We start from the raw sequence: 16170 nt of genomic DNA, 5'->3' as shown, positions 1-16170 counted from the left end.
GCGGGATGGAGCAGTCTGGTAGCTCGTCGGGCTCATAACCCGAAGGTCGTTGGTTCAAATCCAGCTCCCGCTACCAATTTGATTAAGGTGCAACTTAATCAGGCAAATATCTAGTAAGTTTACATTGACTTTATTTGATATTTGTATATAATTTTTGCACGTTGATGCGGGATGGAGCAGTCTGGTAGCTCGTCGGGCTCATAACCCGAAGGTCGTTGGTTCAAATCCAGCTCCCGCTACCAAGTTTCTTAAAAGAGGCTCACAAACAAGTGGGCCTTTTTGCACAGTGGACTATTGTTTTCTGTGCAAGACAGGGGCGATTAACGCCCTTTTTTATTGGTTATCGTATCGCTATCGTGTAGTTTCGACATCAATTGGTCAAATAGTCATGCTTCACTATAGTAGGTCTGTGTCGGTTAAAACAACCGATTGAATCGCACGAGAATGACGAGAGTAAATGAAATTATCAAATAAATCCCAAGCATTGCATGACTTAATTGTTCCTGCAGTACAAGCATGTGGTGTCGACCTTTGGGGAATCGAGTTTCTCCCACAAGGCAAACGTTCATTATTGCGTATTTATATCGACAAAGCGGTAAGTGAAGATGCTGAGCCTGTACTTGATGAAGATGGCGAAGTAGAACAAGGCCGTGGTATTGGTGTACAAGATTGTGTGCGTGTAACACAACAAGTTGGCGCAATGCTGGATGTTCATGATCCAATTTCAGGTGAGTATTCATTAGAAGTTTCTTCACCGGGTTGGGATCGTCCATTTTTTCAACTAGAACAGTTACAAGGCTACATTGGACAACAAATTGCTTTGCGTTTGATTGCAGCAGTAGAAAACCGTCGTAAATTTCAAGCAAAACTTATCTCAGTAGACCTTGAAAATGAAGAAATTCAGGTTGAAGTTGATGGGCAACACGTGCTTGAGATCGACAGCAACAATATCGATAAGGCAAACTTGATCTATCAAGATTAAATTTATTTAAATTTTATAAGAAATCGGTAGGTGACTTATGGGCCGCGAAATTCTTACCGTTGTTGAAACGGTTAGTAATGAAAAAGGTGTTAGTCGTGAAGCGATCTTCGAGGCTTTAGAACAAGCTCTAGTTGCTGCAACGAAGAAAAGATTTTACGAAGGTACGCATGCTGAAGAAGCTCAGCTTCGTGTAGAAATTGATCGTAAAACTGGTGATTACAGTACGTTCCGTCAATGGACTGTTGTGGCAGATGAAGATCATGAAATGCCAGCTTGCCAAGATGCGATTTCTGACCTTGACCCATCTAAATGGTCAATTGGTGATGTACGTGAACTCGAAGTAGAATCTATTGAGTTTGGTCGTATCGCTGCACAAATTGCAAAACAAGTTATTGTACAAAAAATTCGTGAAGCTGAGCGTGCTTTAGTTGCTGATGCATATGAGTCTAAAGTTGGTGAGTTGATTTACGGTGAAGTGAAAAAACAAACCAAAGATGGCTTTATTATCGATTTAGGCGACAACGCAGAAGCTTATCTTGCGCGCGAAGAAATGATTCCTAAAGAAATTCTTCGCCCTAAACAACGTATGAACGCTATTTTATACAATGTGAACCGTGAAGGTCGTGGCGCTCAGTTGTTGTTATCACGCGCTAAGCCTGAAATGTTAATTGCTTTAATGAAAAAAGAAATTCCTGAGATTTCTGAAGAAATTATTGAAATTAAAGCAGCGGCACGTCAACCGGGCGTTCGTGCTAAAATTGCAGTGAAAACAAATGACCATCGTATTGACCCTGTCGGTGCATGTATTGGTATGCGTGGTACGCGTATTCAAGCAGTACAACAAGAGTTAAACGGTGAACGTATTGATGTAGTGGTCTGGTCTGATGATCCAGCTCAGTACATTGCAAGTGCATTAGAACCAGCTGATGTTTCAGGCATCGTGCTTGATGAAGATGCAAGAAGTGCCGATATTATTTTTGCAACCAGCGATCAATTGGCTCGTGCGATTGGCTCACAAGGCCAGAACGTTCGCTTGGCTTCTGATTTAACTGGCTACAAACTCGACATGATGCTTGAAGAAGAGTATCGTGCTCGTCAGCAAAATGAAGCTCAGCAATATCTTGACATGTTTGTATCACGTCTCGATATTGAAGAAGATTTAGCAATGGCATTGGTGGAAATGGGCTTTACCTCTTTAGAAGAGATTGCTTATGTTCCAGCTGAAACTTTTGACGAAATTGAGCTTGATGCTGAATTGGTTGAGTTATTGCAAAGTCGTGCAAAAGAAGCAGCACTTACTGATGCTTTGAAACAGCAAGAAAATATTCAAGAACCGAGCGCAGACCTTCTAACTATGGAAGGCATGACTTCTGAGATCGCTTACTCGCTTGCCGCGCGCGGTATTATTACTGTCGACGATTTGGCAGATCAGGCTACTGATGATATCTCTGATATTGAAGGTCTTGATCATGAAAAAGCAGGTCAATTGATCATGAAAGCTCGCGAATCATGGTTTAACTAGGAGATGAAATATGACGGACAAGTCGATTAAAGAGTTAGCTCTCAGTGTAGAACGTCCTGTTGAGAAGCTCCTAGAACAGGCTCGTGAAGCAGGTTTGCCTCAACGTACAGCAGACGATATTATTACCACTGAACAACAGGATACTTTAGTCAATCATTTGAAAAAAGTGCATGGTCAGGAAAGTGGTAACACAGGAAAAATTGCGTTGAAACGTAAAACAACCAGTACCGCTAAAGTTGCAAGTACTTCAGGTAAAGCAAAAACAATTAACGTAGAAGTACGTAAAAAACAGGTTTTTGCTAAACCAAACCCTGAACAAATTGCAGCTGAAGCTAAAGCACGTGCAGAAGCTGAAGCTAAAACACGTGTAGAACAGCAAACGCGTGACACTGCACAGCAAAACGCGCGTCTTCAAACAGAGCAAAAAGCAAAAGCAACTTTAGATGCTATGCGTGCTGCTCATAAACAAGATAGCGCTGCGCAAACAGCTCCTAAAGCTGCTGTAGTCGTGAAAAGACGTGGTGGTGGTACAGTAAAACCTGCACCAAAACCAGCAGAAACATTAGAGCAAAAGAAAGCGCGTGAAGCACAAACAGCTCAGTTAAAAGCAACTGAAGAAGCTGCGCGTCGTAAAGCGGCTGAAGAAGCTCAGCAACGTACACTTGAACAAATGCGCAAAATGGCGTCTAAGTATTCAAATGACGAAGCTGCTACGACAATTCGTGTGATTGATGATTCTCCACTTGCTTCAGGTCTAGTTGGCCAAGCTTATGAAGATTCATTTAAGCAAGAAGACCGTGAAATTAAACGCGGTGGCGCAACCACTAACCCTCGTTCGGGTAAAAAAGGTGGCCGTCGTGGTCAAGAAGAGCAAAGCTTTGTTAACCATAACAAACGTGGTTTAAAATCAAGTCAGGCAAATAAGCATGGATTTGAAAAGCCAGTTAAAAAGCAAGTTTATGATGTAGAAATCGGTTCAAGCATTGTTGTTGCCGATCTTGCTCAAAAAATGGCGATTAAAGTACGTGAAGTTATCAAATCACTTATGAAAATGGGTGAGTTGGTTAATCAAGAACAAGCTATTGATCAAGATATAGCAGCACTTGTTGTTGAAGAAATGGGCCATAACCCTGTTTTAGTTTCTGATACACAAGCGGAAGATAATTTGCTTGAAGCGGCTGAAGAAGCACGTGGTGAGCAAACAACTCGTCCGCCAGTTGTTACTATTATGGGTCACGTTGACCATGGTAAAACATCATTGCTTGACCGTATCCGTCGTTCGAAAGTGGCGGCAGGTGAAGCAGGTGGTATTACCCAGCATATTGGTGCATATCACGTTGAAACAGACAAAGGAATCATTACATTCCTTGATACACCGGGACACGCTGCGTTTACTTCAATGCGTGCACGTGGTGCTAAAGCAACGGATATCGTTGTATTGGTTGTTGCGGCAGATGACGGTGTAATGCCACAAACTGCAGAAGCAATTGACCATGCGCGTGCAGCAGGTACTCCAATTATTGTTGCAATCAACAAAATGGATAAAGAGTCTGCTGATGTAGACCGTGTGTTAAACGAATTAACAACGAAACAAATCGTTCCAGAAGAATGGGGTGGTGATGTTCCGATTGCTAAGGTTTCTGCGCACAGTGGACAAGGTATTGATGAACTCCTTGATTTAATTCTTATTCAATCAGAATTGATGGAATTAAAAGCATCTGCTGAAGGTGCTGCACAAGGTGTTGTTATTGAAGCGCGTGTTGATAAAGGCCGTGGTGCAGTAACTTCTATTCTTGTTCAAAACGGTACATTAAACATTGGTGACCTTGTTCTTGCAGGTTCATCATATGGTCGTGTCCGTGCAATGTCTGATGAAAATGGTAAGCCTATTAAATCAGCAGGACCATCTATTCCAGTAGAAATTCTGGGTCTTCCAGATGCTCCAATGGCAGGTGATGAAGTTCTTGTTGTAAATGACGAGAAGAAAGCACGTGAAGTTGCTGATGCTCGTGCTGACCGTGAACGTCAAAAACGTATTGATCGTCAAAGCGCAATGCGTCTTGAAAATATCATGTCGTCAATGGGCAAAAAAGATGTTCCTACAGTGAACGTTGTTTTAAGAACTGACGTACGTGGTACTTTGGAAGCATTGAATGCAGCTTTACATGAATTATCTACTGATGAAGTAAAAGTTCGTGTAATTAGTTCAGGTGTTGGCGCGATTACTGAGTCTGATGTGATTCTTGCTGAATCTTCAGAAGCTGTATTGTTAGGCTTTAACGTTCGTGCTGATACGACTGCTCGTCAGAGAAGTGACCAAGACGGTATCGATATTCGTTACTACAGCATCATCTATGAATTGATTGATGATGTGAAAGATGCCATGAGTGGTAAACTTGCTCCTGAGCATCGTGAAACTATCTTGGGTGTTGCTGAAGTGCGTGAAGTATTCCACTCAAGTAAGTTTGGTGCAGCAGCAGGCTGTATGGTACTTGAAGGTGTATTGCATCGTAATAAACCGATTCGCGTATTACGTGATGACGTGGTTGTGTTCCAAGGTGAGCTTGAATCTCTTCGTCGCTATAAAGAAGTGGTTGAAGAAGTTCGTGCCGGTATGGAATGTGGTCTTGCGGTGAAAGGTTATAAAGACATCAAAGTGAAAGATAAAATTGAAGTCTATGATGTTCAATTGATTAAACGGAGTCTTTAATGGCGGGTAGCCAACGCTTAAAGCGCATGGCGGATTCAGTGCAACGCGAGTTGTCTGAGCTGATCCGTCAAGAGCTTAAAGATCCTCGCTTAGGTGGTCTAGTGACCATCTCTGCGGTGAAAGTCAGTGCAGACATGGGTTATGCTGAAGTTTATGTCACTGTAATGGGACGTGAGCTTGGTGATGAGCAAAGTGAAGCAGCAAATAAAGAAACTTTAGAGGTATTAAATAAAGCTTCTGGTTTCTTGCGTCATGAATTGAGTCGTCGTATCAAGACACGTATTACGCCAAGATTGCGTTTCCATTATGACAAAACGAATGCCTATGGTAACTATATGTTTGGTCTGATCGAGAAAGCGGTAAATGATTTACCGAAACGCGAATCAGATGACGAACAGTAATATAAATTAAAAATAAAAAAGCCACCTTCGGGTGGCTTTTTTATTGGTTGGCTTTTTTCCTTTATTCTTTAGGAGGATCCATAGGAGGTTTGTTTTGCGAGAAACGCTGTCCTATTTTATAACGATCCCAAGGCAAAGGGCGTTCAATTGCTTCAGGAACTTCCCCACTCAGTGAGCGCAAGCGTAAATGTAGCGCGGCTTGAGCAATTAAATTTGCTGAAACCGGTGCAGTAATAAAAGCTAAAAGTGTGATCAGTAACTCGGCAAAACCAAAGCGGCCTTGAAAAGCGAAAAAGATCATGGAAGCAATCAAGAAACTGCCTAATCCTAACGTACTCGATTTTGTCGGGGCATGTAAGCGCATGAATAAGTCAGGTAAGCGGACCATACCAATTGAGCCGACTAACATAAAGAAAGTGCCAAAGACCAGAAAGACCGAAACCATAATTTCCATTACGAACTGCATTTTGATCTCTCCTTAATCGATAACATGACCAGTTGTGAAGTAACGTGCTAAGGCTGCTGTAGATACGAAACCTAGCATAGCAACCAGTAGGGCTCCTTCAAATAAAGAGGTCGTCATCCAATAAATGCCTAAAACAACAATGAGGCAAATTGCATTTAAGAAGAGAGTGTCGAGTGCTAAAAGTCGGTCTACAATTGATGGTCCTATGACCAATCTGAAAAGGCAAAGTAGCATAGAGATTGTAATGGCAATCGAGCTAATACCTAGAGCATAGGGTAGGATGGTCATACACTTGCCTCCGTTTCTCTTTTTACATCAAAAATTTCCATGAGTGGAATTTCATAACGTTGTTTGATGTCTTGAATGTCAGATTCGGTATCATCCGTACTCAAGGCGTGAACCAGAATATCTCCACGTTCTTGATCAATACCCGCAGAAACTGTACCAGGCGTTGTCGTAATGATCATTGCCAGTAACGTATTGACCTGTTCGTGTTCCGTTTCTAGCGGCACACGATACCATTTAGGGTGTAAATTTTTGGTAGGTCCTAAAACGAGCTTTGCGACTTTAAAGTTGGAAATGACAATATCCCAAAGAACTACAAAGCATAATTTAACAGTTGGTTTCCAGTGAATATGCGGCGTTCGGGTAATAAACGGTTTGACTAAACGAGGAATAATTAAACCCAACAGCACCGCCGTCAAAAGATCACTAGCATCCAGACTATGTGACAGCATCAGCCAAAATAAGATGATAAGAATTGAAACAAATGGATGTGGAAACCAGCGTTCAAGCAAATGAGATAACTGCATTGTTATGGCTCCATAGGTTTCAATTGACTTTCATCAACAATGGTAGGCGTTTGTAGTTTGTCCTGTTGTTGAATTTGCCGATGTTTATATTCAGAAATATGTTCACCGTTGAAGGTATCTTTCGAAATAATATCTGGAACGAGGTAAGCATTATGATCTTCAACTTCACCCCCATATTTAGTTTCTGGTAGGTAACCGGGATCAAATGGTTGCACGCTGATAACTTCACCATTTTTATCTACTTTAAGGATCGTGCGTTGGTAAAGTGCATGGTCTTGAATTTGCTGCGCAGTACTGAATGTGTAATTCTGAATCGGTGCAGCAAATATGACATAAGCCATTAAGCCAGCAAGTAACACATAAATCACTTGATCATTACGTAGTGGTGCTCGCTCTGGTAAGGCCCGATAAACTATATACGCTGGATGGATTGGATCTTCTTCTGGAGGCGTTGCTCGCCAGAACAAGATAAAACCAACACGTGTTAGAGCAATAATACTTAATAGGCTTACAACAAGTACCACCCCAATAATCCAAGCTTGATAACTGGTTTCAACTGTTGCTTGTAAAATGAATACTTTTCCAAGAAAGCCACTAAAAGGGGGTAAGCCAGCCATCATCATCGCAATGGTGAAATAGGTAAATGCAGCAGCTTTTTCTTGTTTGATTCTTGGTGCAACTTTTAAATGATCTTTAAAATCTCCACGCTGTGAAGTTATCCATCCACAAAATAGATAAAAAGCTGCTCCAATCAGTGTACTGTGCACTAAATAATATAAAGCACCAGACCATGCCTGTGTATTCGACATAGCAATTGCTATGAGCAAGGTACCAATTGAAGAAAGTACCATAAACCCGACAAAGCGTCGTAAACGATCTGCTCCAATTGCAGCAATCACACCATACAGTGAAGTAATCAAACCAATAGGAAGTAACCAACTTTTTAAGATTTCTTGGCTAAGTACATCATCAAATACGGTTCCATTCACACGCAAAATCGAATATATACCGACCTTGGTCATAATAGTGAAAATTGCAGCTACTGGCGTACTAGCAACCGCATAAGTTTTTGGTAGCCAAAAACCTACAGGAAGCATAGCTGCTTTAATGCCAAACACGACAAATAAAAGTAAGGCACCGGCTACAGCTAATTTGTGTTGATCTGCTTCGAGTGTCGGAATAAGGCGTGAAACATCTGCCATATTGAGGCTACCCACACTGCCATAAATCATACCAAGGCCGATTAAGAATAGGGCAGAGGCTAGAAGATTGATAATGACATAGTGAACGCCAAGTTGAAAACGTGGTTTGCCTTGCCCATGTAAAAGCAAAACATACGAAGCCATTAATAAGATTTCAAAAAAGACGAAAAGGTTAAATAAATCGCCTGTTAAAAATGCTCCGCAGATACCCATTAACAAGAAATGCACCATGGCATGAAAATAGCGTCCACGGGTATCCCAATTTTCGCTTGCATACCATAAAACTGGGACGACTAATGCATAGGTCAGTACCAACATAAAAGCAGAAAGACGATCTAATACGAGCACAATACCAAACGGTGCTGACCATTCACTCAGTTGGTAAATGGTAATTTGGCCCGTGCTTGCAAAGCTCAAATATACAATTGCGGTAATTAATCCAGCAATTGCGGAAACAAGACTAATGCCACGACGCCATGGTTGTCGCCAGTCGTCTTTTAAAGCACCTGCTCCTGGGTTGCCTAGCAGTAATAATATAAAAGCAGTAAATGCCGGGATGAGAATACTAAAAATAGGCGCATGTTCTTGCCAGAAAGATAAAAAATCAAACATTACGGCTCATCCTCGCGTGGGTCGTATGTTGGAGAGATGTCTTCTTTAGCATCAACATGATCACTACCTGACTCATAACGGCTACGCAACGCCAGTTGTACAATAAAGGCGGTGGTTGCAAAACCGATCACAATGGCTGTTAACACCAGCGCTTGAGGAAGTGGATCGGTTATTTTTGTTGTTTCGGTTAAAATTGCGGGAGAGCTGATTTGTAATCGGCCCATAGCAAATAAAAATAGATTTACAGCATAGCCAATTACAGCTAATCCAAGCACGACAGGGAAAGTACGAGCACGTAAAATCAGATAAATACCTGTGGCAACAAGTAAACCAATAGCAGAAGCCAATAAGAATTCTAAACTGATCATGATGATTCCTCCCGATGTGGTACTACAGGACCAGCCATGCTTGAATGACGAGAGTCTCCCAATACCGAGATGAGCAACATCGTTGCACCAACCACGGTGATATAAACGCCTAAGTCAAAACTTGCAGCCGAAGCCAAATGTAATTTTCCTAGAATTGGTAATTCAACATATACGTGCGCGCTGGTGAGGAATGGGCGTAACCAGAACCATGCAGCTACACCAGTAAGCCCAGCAATTGTTAAACCTGAACCAATCCAGACTTCGTAAAGACGGCCTGATTTTGCTTTGAGTAATTGTTCAGTTTGGTCTTGACCTAGCGCAATATATTGGATGATTAACGCCATTGAGGTGATTAGACCTGCAATGAAGCCACCGCCGGGATAGTTATGTCCTCGCATAAAGATATAAACACTCACGACAAGTGCTAATGGCAATACCCAAGAGGCTGTAATACGGAACATGAGCGGAGATGGATTAAAACGGTAGGTGAGGCCTTGGGTCGTGGTAGTACCATGTACACGCATGCCATCCATGAGACAAAGTGAACCAATAGCAGCAATGCCTAGCACCGTAATTTCACCAAACGTATCGAAACCACGGAAGTCAACTAAAATGACATTTACAATATTTGAGCCGCCACCAAGTGGTAATGACTGTTGGGCAAAGAACCATGAAATCGAATTATGATCACGGGTTAAAATCAGCCACGTGATCCAGCCTATTCCTAAACCTCCAACAATAGCTAAAGCGGCATCTCTTAAACGTCTGGAACGAAGAGATTCATACGGCGTTAGCTGTGGAAGTAAAGATAAACTCATTAATAAAAGAACAGTGGTTACAACATCCACGGTAATTTGAGTCAATGCCAAATCTGGAGCTGACATGGTGACAAATACCATCGTTACAACCAGACCAATTGCACCACTAATAAGGACTGCTTTAATACGTTCATGGTGGAACCAAAGCATCATCCAGCAACCTGAGAATAAGGTTAACCAAAGAACTATAGCAATCCATGGGGCATGAGTGAGTTCACGTGTGCCTGTGGTGAGCCCTTGATTAAGTAGCGGCATGGTTACCATGATGATGCTAAAAGCAATGATCAAAAATAAGTAACTTTGCAATGAGCCATTTTCAGTTTTTTGTTTGATTTTTCGGCTTGTGAGCAACAGATGTTTTAAAAATAGGTCAAATAAAATACGGCCTTGTAATCTGCCTAAACGTGGGTCAAGGTCAATTTTACGAATTGTGCCATCTTTTGCTAAAGCAAAATAGAAGAGTGTGCCGCCCACTAAAGCAATAATACTCATCACAAGAGGAGCATTGAATCCATGCCAGATTGCAAGATGAGTTCCTACAAATTCTGGTTGCATTAAGCTTGCTCTCGTTACGCTATTTACTAGAGGCTCTACCAATAAAGAAGGTAAAACGCCGACTAGGATACATAGCACAGCAAGAAGAATAGCTGGCGCACGCATGCCAATCGGGGGTTCATGTGCATTTTTATTTGGAACGTGTTTACCAATTGGACCATCAAAAAACACGCCGTGCACTAAGCGGATTGAATAGCTCACTGCAAAAATACCAGCCAGAGTTGCAATAATACTGGCAAAAATAACTGCTGAACCTGAAAGGTTTGCCAATAGCTCGGTAAAGAACATTTCTTTAGAAATAAAGCCATTGGTGAGTGGTACACCTGCCATTGATGCAGCAGTGATCATGGTTAAAGTGGCAGTAAAAGGAAGTAGCTGCCAAATACCACTGAGTTTTCGAAGATCACGTGTGCCCGTTTCATGATCAATAATCCCTGCAAGCATAAAGAGCGCTGCTTTAAATGTTGCATGGTTAATAATATGAAAAATAGCAGCAGCCACTGCTAAAGGTGATCCTATCCCAAGTAAGCAAACAATCAGACCTAAATGACTAATTGTTGAATAAGCCAGTAAGCCTTTTAAATCTTCTTTGAAAATAGCAAAACAGGCGGCCATACAGAGAGTGAATAAGCCGACAAACGTCACAATATTGTGATAGAGCGCAGCGCCTATAAAAATAGGAAGTAAGCGGGCTAGCAGGAAAATTCCTGCCTTTACCATGGTTGCAGAGTGTAGATAGGCTGAAACAGGGGTGGGCGCAGCCATTGCATTTGGTAACCAGAAATGAAATGGGAACTGAGCACTTTTAGTGAAAGCGCCAAGTAAAATCAGCAGTAACATTGGAGTGAAAAGAGTATGAGCCTGAATGGCATCTTTCATTCCCATGATGTCATTAATTTCATAGGTCCCAGTGATTTGCCCTAATAGAACAAATCCCCCCAATAATGCCAAACCACCCATTCCTGTAATGGTGAGCGCCATTCGAGAGCCGCGCTGGGCAGCTTCATAATGACTCCAGTAACCCACTAACAAGAAAGATGAAATACTAGTGAGTTCCCAAAATACTAATAAAATAATTAAATTATTGGATAGAGAAATACCCAGCATTGCTGCCATAAACAGCATGAGTAAAGCATATAGTTTGCTTAAAGAATTTTTAGGACCGAGGTAATAATAGGCGTATATATAAATGAGTGTACCGATACCGGTAATAAGCAAAGAAAATAATAAGCCAAGCGCATCAAGCCTGAAGCTTAGATTAATTCCTAATTGAGGTAACCAATCCCAGCTTTGTTGAATGCTTGCACCACCAAGCACAGTTTTTGCTTGAGTCAGCAATAAACCGAAACTGGTTAAACTGACTCCGATTGCCCCTAAAGCCGTTACTCCACGCGAAAACCGTTGAAGCAATGAAACAAGGGTGGTGCCTAATATTAACGGTAATAAGATAATTATCGGTAGCACACTCGTATCCATATGTGATTTAGGCCGAGACCTAAAAGTGAAATTTTAATTTCAGAATAGATAGGAATTCAAAGAGATTTCCAAGGCTTGTATTCTGAAAGCCCAACCAAATTAGAAAAATAAAGCGAGAAACAAGTTGTATTGCGCAACTTGAAGAATAAAAACGCAAAATGAAATTTATTGTACACTAAAAAAGCAGTAAAAATCTGATGTTATTACATGTAGTAACAACATCTAATGATTTTAAAGCTTAAAAATCCTGCTTAAACTATATATTGTGCGAGGCTGAATTTCACTCTAAAAATAGAATAAATAGGTCGTAAAATTTAAGCTGAAGGTGTTTCTTCAGGCATGTCTCCAGCATGAATCATGCGTAATAATTCATTTTTTTGTTGTTCATTTAAACTCTGAATTTGCTGAAATAAAATATCAATTTGTGCTGGAGATGGCGTTGGGTCAACCAAGCTGAGTGCTTGCGTCTCTGTATGAGATACCAACGGTTCACTTCTTTGCAGCAAGGTATAGATGTCTTCAAGCTGTTGCTGAGTGGTATTTAGGTCAAGGTGGGTAACTTTACCATTTTCTAATTTTAAACATTGATAGGCTGAGGCATGTTCAAGTAACTCTTCACGACTTCCAGTTGCAATAATTTGTAAGCGTGGAAATGCCTGATGGAGCCGATTCAAGATTTCTGAACAATGAGTAGAGTCAAGCTGTGCATCAATTTGGTCAATCAACAAGATTCCTTCACCTTCGAGGCAAGGATTTAAACTTAATGGATTGAGTATACAGAGTCTGCGAGCGACATCACCTACCAAGGCGATCCATGTTTTTATGGTGCTCGAAAGCTGATGAAACGGTAAGGTCTGACCATCATAGTCAACCATGAGTTGAAGTCGGGGTTGATATTGTAAATATAAATCTTTGAACTCTGGCAAAACAAATTTTAATGCATTTTTGAGTGCGTACAGATTAGGTGATTGAAGTTGTGCGGGTTGTCCAGATAACTCTTTTTGAAGTTGATTTAAGAGTTCTGTCTGATCTTGTGGATCTGATTGCTTAGACCTAATCCGTTGTACCACATATGCAGCTTGGGCATTTTCGATATCGCTAATTTCTCGTAGCCATTCAAAAAAGCGAGTAAAGGTTGTAAATGGAAGCGGACTAATATCATAGGCAGAAATAGCTTGGGTAATACCCGGTAAATTTTTATTGAGTAAGTTAATATCATTTACAAATCGCTCGGCTGGGTAGTAAGCGACTAAAGGCAGACCTTGTAATGGATCTTTTTTTGTTATCTGTTGATACAGAGCCATAGCCTGATCAAGTTGTTGAGTTTCGACTTGACTAATGCCTAGGCCACTTGCATTTAAGGTTTTAAAAAGTTTCCAGCTACACAAAGAGGAATCGGTCTGCTGAGCAGAGGTGGCTTCTGGCAAATGGCCAATTTCTGGTGGAATTTGAAGGGTAATTTCGATTTTTGCTTGTAGGCGTGATTGAGTAATATCTTGATCAGACATGACTATGCCGGGGCTACGTAAATCTTTAAGACGTGCAGGGAGCCAAGTTAAAGCATGGTAAGTATGTTTAAGTAACATACTTTTTCCGGTTGCCTGCTCACCTAAAATTAAGGTAATAGGCTGTTTTTCATATTGAAACTGTATTTTAAGATCATGAAATAGAGCAATATGTTTAAATTGGATAGATTCAAGTTTCATAGGCTCACCTAAGTATGAGCGCTTCAACCAACCGATTGACGAAGACTTAAAGGCGCCCTTAGTTTTAATTGTTGTATCAGATCATAAAGATGATGGATATTTAGACTTACTTTAGCACGAGTACACGCAACGTAAAGTAATCTTAATTCTTCATCGGTAATCTTGTGTTCTAAACCATTAATTTTAAATTGATAGTCATCTTCAATATGAACGCGGTTCCATTCCAGCCCTTTAGCTTTATGGGCGGTAGAAATGACATAGTCAGCTTGCTCAATTGGAGTAATCTTTGCAAGTGCTTTTTTTAATGGGTCAGTCCCGTGATCATCAACCAATTTAACTAAAGGTTTAATGTCACTACCTTCATTGGTCTCACAATATTCATGGACATCATGCCATGAATTGAACCACGCTAATTCAGGAACATCAGTAACCCGTTTTCCTTGTTTTAACAAGCTTGCAGCATCTACAAAACGGTTTAGCTTTTGATGATCCGCTTGTAAACTCACTTTATCGCCGTGAACTAAACCTGCCAGTAAAAGTTCCATTGCACGAGCATTGGTGCGGCATAAAATTGCGTCACGCATCTTGGTGTGAGGTTTATTGACTACACTTGATTTCTGGTTCGGATTGCCAAGTAGGGGAACCGTCTCGTTTAAGCCACCCAGTAGTGAATTGGCAACATCGGCAATCGACTCACCAAAACGAAAAGAAGTGGTTAGGCGAGATTCAGGTAATGGTAATTGCTGCATGGCATTAATTGCGCCACGCCATGCATAAATCTGCTGATGAGCATCACCGACGTAAATCACCTGCGTATTTTTTTGGCGAAGCAAAATACCCAACATTAAAGGATCAGCATCTTGGGCTTCATCAAATAATACGTAGTCAGTAGGAATATTCGGTTCAGATAATGCCCAAAGTTTAAGATAAATATCGTGCCCAATTCCAGCTTGATGGTTCGGGTCAATCGACTCTAACCAACGTCGTTCAACAGCAGGGTATAGGTGCTTTTGTAATTCAGTAATATCGTCTGCATGTAGCCAGTTGGGTGCTTGAATATGGCGTGGTGCAGGATATTGAGAGCTCGTTGAACAGAAGTAGCTGACAGCATTGGCCACAAGACTTGCTAAGCGGCTTGGCATTAAGACATATTTCTCGTAACGCCCACCCATCATCCGTCGTAAAGTAATCGGCTCTAGTCGATACTCTTTAGCAATAAAGCTTGGGCTTAAGCGCGGCAGACGTAATTTATCAGTTACGCCGCGAGGGACACTACGAAAGGCAAGTGAGTGAAAAGTACGGCAGTCCACATTGCGATGAAATTTGTTTTGTGCTTCACCAGCAATTGCCTTGTTAAATGCTAAGTACATACCACGCCGCTCAGGCATGGCATCGCTAATCATTTGCAAAGTGGTGGTTTTACCTGTGCCAGCATAGGCAATCACTTTAAATGATTGCCCAAGACGTGCGTTGTCTATGGCAATCGCTTGCTCATAGGTAGCTTTAGGTTTTTCAATATTCGACACTGAGTGATTTTATACCTTGTTGCGGTTAGCTTTTTCAACTAAACCAGATAAGCCCTGACGACGAGCTAATTCATCAATAATAAGTTGTGGGTTAATATCGAAATAACCCAACATGACAATAGTATGGAACCACAAATCGGCTGTTTCATAAACAAGATCGTTTAAGTTAGCTTCTGAGTCCTGTACTGCAAAATCTTTAGCGGCAATAATAGCTTCTACGCTTTCTTCGCCCACTTTTTCTAAAATTTTATTGATGCCTTTTTTATAGAGGCTGGCAACATAAGAGGTATCTGCTTCAGCTTGCTTACGCTCTTGCATCAATTGCCCTAAGTGAGCAAGTACATCAACTTGCTCGGTAGTTTGTGCATGATCATGTGCTTCTATTTTTGCTTTTTCGCCATAAATTGCAGTAGGGTCTTTTAACTGTGTATCGACAATTTCCCAGCCCTGTGGGGTGAGTTTACGGTAGAAACAAGACTCACGACCCGTATGGCATGCAATACCACCGTGTTGTTCAATTTGTAGCACAATGACATCGGCATCGCAGTCTAGACGAATTTCATAAACTGTTTGGAAATGGCCTGATTCTTCACCCTTATGCCAGAGTTTTTGGCGAGAGCGAGAGAAGTAAACTGCCTGATTTTTTTCTGCTGTTAACGCGAGTGCTTCACGGTTCATCCACGCCACCATCAAAACACGTCCAGTTTGATGATGTTGAGCAATGGCAGGGATAAGACCTTGTTCGTTAAATTTTACTTCATCGAGCCATTGCGTGTTATTCATGAGGAATCACCAAAGAAATATGAACTATAAATTGATTTAAGTCAGATGCTAAAAAATAGCTTGTATAGTGTACGGCATGAACGTCACTTTGCGGAAAAATTCTTTGCGCTTTTTGTCTTTGTCAGCTTAATGAGCAGCTTATCTTTATTACTTGTCAGTACGTTATTTAAATATTTCGTGATGCTTAAAACCAGAGGATTAAGATGGCTAATGTCCAAAGGTTATTCTTTT

Annotated in this window: 13 protein-coding genes and 1 tRNA gene; 5 read left to right on the top strand and 9 right to left on the bottom strand. The window is 41.2% G+C overall.

What is annotated here, in order from left to right; translation table 11 throughout:
• Window positions 1-165: 165 nt before the first annotated feature.
• The 5 genes from KTH84_RS12390 (at window position 166) to KTH84_RS12370 (ending at window position 5615) form a co-directional block, all read left to right on the top strand.
• Window positions 166-242 (top strand) — tRNA-Met (locus KTH84_RS12390).
• A 215-nt stretch (window positions 243-457) separates the two neighbouring features.
• Window positions 458-982 (top strand): ribosome maturation factor RimP, encoded by a 525-nt coding sequence (gene rimP / locus KTH84_RS12385; RefSeq protein WP_092710299.1) that lies wholly within the window; start codon window positions 458-460, stop codon window positions 980-982.
• 37 nt (window positions 983-1019) lie between these two features.
• Window positions 1020-2504 (top strand): transcription termination factor NusA, encoded by a 1485-nt coding sequence (gene nusA, locus KTH84_RS12380; protein ID WP_003654584.1) that lies wholly within the window; start codon window positions 1020-1022, stop codon window positions 2502-2504.
• Window positions 2505-2514: 10 nt separating this feature from the next.
• Window positions 2515-5214: a translation initiation factor IF-2 gene (infB, locus tag KTH84_RS12375; RefSeq protein ID WP_042894510.1), complete on the top strand. Its 2700-nt coding sequence runs from the start codon at window positions 2515-2517 to the stop codon at window positions 5212-5214.
• Window positions 5214-5615, top strand: coding sequence for a ribosome-binding factor A (locus KTH84_RS12370; RefSeq protein ID WP_009393224.1), 402 nt, complete (start codon window positions 5214-5216; stop codon window positions 5613-5615). The genes infB and KTH84_RS12370 overlap by 1 nt, the downstream gene beginning before the upstream one ends.
• Window positions 5616-5676: 61 nt before the next feature.
• Here KTH84_RS12370 and KTH84_RS12365 read toward each other — a convergent pair whose 3' ends face one another.
• The 9 genes from KTH84_RS12365 to hisIE form a co-directional block, all read right to left on the bottom strand.
• Window positions 5677-6081 (bottom strand): Na+/H+ antiporter subunit G, encoded by a 405-nt coding sequence (locus tag KTH84_RS12365; RefSeq protein ID WP_133975664.1) that lies wholly within the window; start codon window positions 6079-6081, stop codon window positions 5677-5679.
• Between the two features lie 12 nt (window positions 6082-6093).
• Window positions 6094-6369 carry a monovalent cation/H+ antiporter subunit F gene (locus tag KTH84_RS12360; RefSeq protein ID WP_133975662.1) on the bottom strand — a complete coding sequence of 92 codons (276 nt, stop codon included), beginning with the start codon at window positions 6367-6369 and terminating at the stop codon, window positions 6094-6096.
• Window positions 6366-6893, bottom strand: coding sequence for a Na+/H+ antiporter subunit E (locus KTH84_RS12355; protein WP_042894523.1), 528 nt, complete (start codon window positions 6891-6893; stop codon window positions 6366-6368). Before KTH84_RS12355 ends, KTH84_RS12360 begins: the two co-directional genes overlap by 4 nt.
• A gap of 2 nt (window positions 6894-6895) precedes the next feature.
• Complete coding sequence (locus KTH84_RS12350) at window positions 6896-8707, bottom strand: monovalent cation/H+ antiporter subunit D (RefSeq protein WP_262473340.1); 1812 nt, start codon at window positions 8705-8707, stop codon at window positions 6896-6898.
• Window positions 8707-9075 (bottom strand): Na+/H+ antiporter subunit C, encoded by a 369-nt coding sequence (locus KTH84_RS12345; protein ID WP_003654595.1) that lies wholly within the window; start codon window positions 9073-9075, stop codon window positions 8707-8709. Before KTH84_RS12345 ends, KTH84_RS12350 begins: the two co-directional genes overlap by 1 nt.
• Window positions 9072-11924 (bottom strand): monovalent cation/H+ antiporter subunit A, encoded by a 2853-nt coding sequence (locus KTH84_RS12340; RefSeq protein WP_262473338.1) that lies wholly within the window; start codon window positions 11922-11924, stop codon window positions 9072-9074. Before KTH84_RS12340 ends, KTH84_RS12345 begins: the two co-directional genes overlap by 4 nt.
• Window positions 11925-12238: 314 nt before the next feature.
• Window positions 12239-13630 (bottom strand): AAA family ATPase, encoded by a 1392-nt coding sequence (locus tag KTH84_RS12335; RefSeq protein ID WP_262473336.1) that lies wholly within the window; start codon window positions 13628-13630, stop codon window positions 12239-12241.
• A gap of 23 nt (window positions 13631-13653) precedes the next feature.
• On the bottom strand, window positions 13654-15156 hold the full coding sequence (locus KTH84_RS12330; RefSeq protein ID WP_042894533.1) for a UvrD-helicase domain-containing protein: 1503 nt from the start codon (window positions 15154-15156) through the stop codon (window positions 13654-13656).
• Window positions 15157-15165: 9 nt separating this feature from the next.
• Complete coding sequence (gene hisIE, locus KTH84_RS12325) at window positions 15166-15939, bottom strand: bifunctional phosphoribosyl-AMP cyclohydrolase/phosphoribosyl-ATP diphosphatase HisIE (RefSeq protein ID WP_262473333.1); 774 nt, start codon at window positions 15937-15939, stop codon at window positions 15166-15168.
• Between the last annotated feature and the right edge of the window lie 231 nt (window positions 15940-16170).

The sequence above is a fragment of the Acinetobacter sp. WU_MDCI_Abxb74 genome (assembly GCF_025513915.1).
In the GTDB taxonomy this organism is placed as follows: Bacteria; Pseudomonadota; Gammaproteobacteria; order Pseudomonadales; family Moraxellaceae; genus Acinetobacter; species Acinetobacter calcoaceticus_C.
Note: the sequence above shows the minus strand (reverse complement) of the source record. Positions and strands in the feature narration are given on the sequence as shown.

Bases quoted from the DNA above. Each gene is read 5' to 3' on its own strand.
- KTH84_RS12335 (WP_262473336.1), bottom strand. From the start codon at position 13,630: ATGAAACTTGAATCTATCCAATTTAAACATATTGCTCTATTTCATGAT.
- KTH84_RS12355 (WP_042894523.1), bottom strand. From the start codon at position 6,893: ATGCAGTTATCTCATTTGCTTGAACGCTGGTTTCCACATCCATTTGTT.
- KTH84_RS12340 (WP_262473338.1), bottom strand. From the start codon at position 11,924: ATGGATACGAGTGTGCTACCGATAATTATCTTATTACCGTTAATATTA.
- KTH84_RS12350 (WP_262473340.1), bottom strand. From the start codon at position 8,707: ATGTTTGATTTTTTATCTTTCTGGCAAGAACATGCGCCTATTTTTAGT.
- KTH84_RS12370 (WP_009393224.1), top strand. From the start codon at position 5,214: ATGGCGGGTAGCCAACGCTTAAAGCGCATGGCGGATTCAGTGCAACGC.
- hisIE (WP_262473333.1), bottom strand. From the start codon at position 15,939: ATGAATAACACGCAATGGCTCGATGAAGTAAAATTTAACGAACAAGGT.
- nusA (WP_003654584.1), top strand. From the start codon at position 1,020: ATGGGCCGCGAAATTCTTACCGTTGTTGAAACGGTTAGTAATGAAAAA.
- KTH84_RS12345 (WP_003654595.1), bottom strand. From the start codon at position 9,075: ATGATCAGTTTAGAATTCTTATTGGCTTCTGCTATTGGTTTACTTGTT.
- rimP (WP_092710299.1), top strand. From the start codon at position 458: ATGAAATTATCAAATAAATCCCAAGCATTGCATGACTTAATTGTTCCT.
- infB (WP_042894510.1), top strand. From the start codon at position 2,515: ATGACGGACAAGTCGATTAAAGAGTTAGCTCTCAGTGTAGAACGTCCT.
- KTH84_RS12360 (WP_133975662.1), bottom strand. From the start codon at position 6,369: ATGACCATCCTACCCTATGCTCTAGGTATTAGCTCGATTGCCATTACA.
- KTH84_RS12365 (WP_133975664.1), bottom strand. From the start codon at position 6,081: ATGCAGTTCGTAATGGAAATTATGGTTTCGGTCTTTCTGGTCTTTGGC.